This window comes from Paenibacillus forsythiae T98 (genome assembly GCF_000520735.1).
In the GTDB taxonomy this organism is placed as follows: domain Bacteria; phylum Bacillota; class Bacilli; order Paenibacillales; family Paenibacillaceae; genus Paenibacillus_AQ; species Paenibacillus_AQ forsythiae.
Map to the genome: position 1 here is coordinate 1 of NZ_ASSC01000140.1, position 4867 is coordinate 4867.

Consider the following 4867-nt stretch of genomic DNA (forward strand, 5'->3'; position numbering starts at 1 on the left):
CTCCCTGGTCGCATTTTGTCCTATGGACTTTGCCCATTCACTGCTGCTTGCTGAATCTTTTCTCTTCTCTACACGGCCCCGCCAGCATTGCGAAGGAGTTGCTGTTCCTTCCGCAAAAGCCTTCAAATCCTCGATCAATTCCGGAATCCGGTCTACGACAAAAACAACCCGTTCCTCCATCGCTTCTCTTCCCATTTGCAGAGTATACGCCAACTCGATCAGACGGGTTTCCCTTTCGGCTGAGCCGATTTCCGCCCCGCTGATTACTTCATTTCCGGCAGCGGAAGCCGCAACTAGACTCGTCACGGACCCGTGCAGATAGCGTTGAATGATCACAGTCACAAGGGAGGCAATGGATTCGCTTTGGGAAATATCTTCAGGCTTTAACTCGATATGAAACCGGTTCATGATGCATTCCCTGATTTTAGTCAGATGGACAAGATCAACACCCATTTCCCTCCATTCCTGTTCATCCTCAACTTCACCTTCTTGAATCTGCAAAGCTTCGGCTACAATTGCGCGAATCTCGCCTTCCAGCAACACTTGGGATTGGCTCTCTTTCGAATAGTCAACCGGTATAGACGATCCGTTTAACGGATTCTCCAGTAAATATACGGCCAGTCTGCGAGCATAAACCTTCAAGCTTTCCTCATTTTTGGCCGAGAGCGGGATTATAAAGGTTTGGATCTCGGGGGTACCCGAAGATTGCGCCATCGGTTCCGGAATAAACTCTTCCATAATTAAATGGGCATTTGATCCGTAAGCGCCAAACGAGCTTACCCCTGCTCTTCTCGGATAGGACAATTCCCGGCCATCCAGCGCCAAGACCGGTTGCTTCCATTCTTCCGTCTGCTGCTGCACATAGAAAGGAGACTGTTTAAAATCGATATAAGGATTTAATTTCTCCGAATGCAGGGACTTTACAAGCGTCTTATGGTGCAGCATCAATGCCGTCTTGATCAAACCGCAAATGCCCGCAGCGGATTCTCCATGGCCTACGTTCGATTTAACCGAACCGATGGAACAAAACTGGCGATCTTGCGTATGCTGACTGAATGCTTTGGACAAGCCCTGCATTTCAATCGGATCCCCTAGCGAAGTACCCGTTCCGTGCGCTTCCACATAGCTGATGGTCCGAGGATCAATCCCCGTTTTTTCCAAACATTCGGCAATAAGATCCGCTTGTGCCACCGGACTAGGCACAGTAATGCCACTTGCAGTCCCGACATGGTTAATGGCGCTTCCCTTAATAATCGCGTAAATATGGTCTCCGTCCTCCGCCGCTTTCCGAAGCGGCTTCAACACAATGGCACCGGTTCCTTCTCCAGAGACGTAGCCGTCCCCTCCTTCTCCAAAAGTACGGCAGTGCCCATCGCTGGAATGCATATTTGCCAGTCCCATAGTCTTATATTTATCCGGATGCAGGGACAGATTCACGCCGCCGGCCAAAGCCACCTCGCATTCTCCCCGCTTGATGCTTTCAATTGCCAAATGAACGGCAGTAAGCGAAGCGGAGCACAATGTATCCACAGCCAGACTCGGACCGTGAAAATTGCAAAAATACGAAACCCTGTTAGCAATATAGGAGTGACTTAAAGATAGCGGAAACAGTTGTCCCTGCGACATGGCCTCGGAACCGATTAGCGCGTAATCCTTATGCATAACTCCGGCAAACACGCCAACCGGATTCCGTTTGTTCGACCCTTTCGGCGCAACAAGCGTTCCTGGCTTATATCCGGAATCCTCAACCGCCTCCCAGCAGGTTTCCAGGAACAACCGCTCCTGCGGATCCATAATCTCGGCTTCCCGGGGCGAAATCCTAAAAAACCGCGCATCAAAGCAATCCGGATCGTCGATAAACCCTCCCCATCTGGAGACCCCCTTGCCGGAAGGGGATTTTAGATTGTTGAACTGTTCCCAGTCCCACCGGGATTTGGGAACCTCGCTGATGCAATCCTTGCCGGCCTTCAAGTTATTCCAAAATTCGCGTATGTTCCCCGAACCGGGGAAACGGCCGGCCATACCAATGATAGCGATGTCATCATCTACGGACACAAGCTCCGGAATGCAGCGTTCCGTCTGGTGACCATCTACGTTCGAGACTTCTTTCCCTGCCCGGGAAGGTGCCTGCGATGCATCTTCCGTCGCCTCTCCGGCAGCGCCCGCATGAAACGATGATTCGTAATTATGTGCCAGATACACCGATAACTCGCTTATATTTGTATATTCAAACAATAAAGTCGGAGTGAGCGGGGTTCCGATTTTGGCCTCGATGGCTTTGACGACTTCCAGCAGCCCGGGTGAATCCAAGCCCATTTCGTAATAACCGACACCAGAATCAATCTCTTGCTCCGGTATCCCCAAGCGGTCTGCAAGCAGATGCCTCAAGAAAGCTTCGGCCGCAGTTCCGGCTTCGCCCTGAGACAAAACGTTGCCGGGAGTGGAAGCCCGGGAAGATGGCAGGCCCCCTTGGGAGGATGGCGGTTCTTTAACTTTTGAACGATCATTTCCCTCACCACGAACGATTTTCATCGCATAATTCTTGACTTCCGCGACCTGTTCGCCAAGTTCGTTAAATATTTCCAAAGTCATATAAAGCACTTCGTTTTTCCTTTGAACCGAAGCTGACCGCACTCGTGTGATGCAGCCACGTTGAATGGGGGCGTTCGCGCGAAAGGATTCGAAAAAAATCGGCAAAAATAATTGATGATCCTCATGCACTTCTGCGCTGAGCAGGATTCCGGCCCCCACACAACTTGCGTCAATCAGAGTCGGGTGAAAAAGCACATGTTCTGCGCTGGCTAGCGCTTCCCCATCCAGGGAAAGCTTCACCAGCACCCCGTCATCCGTACGGACGATGTCCCCTTCCGCCTTCATGAATCCGGTATGGACCAGGCCCAATGCACGGAATTGTCCGTAGGCTTCCTCCAGAGGGCTTCCATGTGCCGTCTCTCCTGCCAGCGAACGCTTATCCATCTCCGCTTCGAAAACGACCGGTGCAACCCGGTGCATTTCAGCCGTGACATATTTTATTTTTACGGACGATAGGACACCTTGACGTTCCTCCTGCCCCTCCACCACAATATTCCATATTCCGGGCGCCGTCTCGGTGCAGTCGACCGTTACCAGAACATCGTAGTCCCGGGCCACCGTCAAGGGATTAAAAATCGAAACGTTCCGCAGCTCCAGCTCTTTATAGCTGTATCCATTCTCGTGGAATACCTGATATAAGAAATCGACATAAGCCGGGCCGGGAAGCAATTCTTGGCCGAACGCTTTGTGATTTTTCAGGATTGGATGTTCAACACTTATATGAAACTGCTCTTTCATGAACCATGTCCTCCTCTTTTGGGCTGAACAACTACTCTTATGATATCTAGCGACGGTTCCAAAACGAGGACTTACCGTCTGAAACCTGGTTCGCTGGCTTTTTTCTCCAAATGTTTCCCGATGCGGCCGAACTGGCGTCTGCGTTGTCGGATACCGCGATCTGCGAGGTTGCTGTCGGGTGGACGGAGTGACGAAGCGGGAGAACTTTCAGCGGCTGACGTGCGATAACGCGTCCGCTTTGCTCCTCCCACGCTTGCACTATGACATGCGCATTAGTTCCTCCGTCACCGAAACAGTTGATTGAAGCAAGCCTCCCCGGGTTTGACCACTTTGTCAATTCCCTGGTGAAGCTGAAGGGGGACTTGGCCAAATCGAAATGCTTCATCGGCTCTTGTCCCGATAAGAAAGGCACAATTTCCCGGTTATAGAGCATCATTGCAACTTTAATAAAGCTCGCTATGCCTTCGGCACTTAACGGATGTCCGATATTCGGTTTGATTGACCCCAATCCGCAAGGCAATTCATTGTCCCCACGGTAAACCGCTTGAATAGCTTTAAGCTCCAAGAGATCCGTTACTTCGGAACCGGACGCGTTGGTTTCGATATAACTGATTTCAGCCGGATCTTTGCCGCTTTTCTCCAGCCCCTTATGCATGACCTCCTTAAGCGCATTCAGGTTTGGAGTCGCCGGTCCCGCCGTTCGTCCGTCGTTGTTGACGGAGATCGCCTTGATGACTGCATAAATTTGATCGCCATCCTTGAGCGCCTGTTTGACGGTCTTCAGCAAAACCATGCCCGAACCCTCTCCAAGAACTACGCCGCCTGCCCGTCCGTCAAACGCATGGAAGAAAGGATCGGGGCTCAAGATACCGCGCTGTTCAAAAATTTTGTGGGGCATATCTCCGGAGAGTAAACTGATTCCGCCGACCAGAGCGGATTCAATATCCCCGTCGCGCAACGCCTGAACCGCCATATTCATACCGACCAGCGCAGACGAGCAAGCGGTGTCCAGAACAAGGCTCGGACCTCTGAGATCGAAAAACTGCGACACATTGGCAGCCAGATAATTCTGACCGATGGCAACAATGGGGTTCTTCGCTTGCCGGAGGGTGTCTTGATCGGGCCAATGTTGGGTTCTTGCACCGAGATAAACGCCAACCTCCCTGCCCTTGATCTCCTGCTGCGTATACCCCGCGTGATAAATAACTTTCAGAGCTTCCTCCAATACCAAAAACGCTTGCGGGTCCATCGCCTCTATATCCTCATCCGCAATGAGGAAAAAGGCCGGGTCCTCTATTTTGATGCTGTCAAGCAGCCCCGCATAGTATTGACTCCGGTATCCCCATCTCTCAGGGGGGACAGCACGAATCGAAGAACGTCCTTCAGCGAGCAACCGCCAAAATTCAGTTAGATTATCAGCCCCAGGCATCCGGCACGATAATCCGATTACCGCGATATCCATTCCGGAAGCTCCCTCTCCTGTTCCTTCCGAACTACACGAAGCCTCGGTTAAACCGGCTGCCGTTTCAGCGGCTGG

The 4867-nt window shown here is 51.6% G+C and carries 2 protein-coding genes; both read right to left on the reverse strand.

The annotated features are described in order from the left end of the window. Positions 1 to 3330, reverse strand: a 3330-nt coding sequence (locus L692_RS0105210; RefSeq protein WP_025697825.1) for a beta-ketoacyl synthase N-terminal-like domain-containing protein, incomplete at its 3' end; no start/stop codon positions are given. Positions 3331 to 3376: 46 nt separating this feature from the next. Continuing rightward, positions 3377 to 4867, reverse strand: a 1491-nt coding sequence (locus L692_RS0105215; RefSeq protein WP_198027705.1) for a beta-ketoacyl [acyl carrier protein] synthase domain-containing protein, incomplete at its 5' end; no start/stop codon positions are given.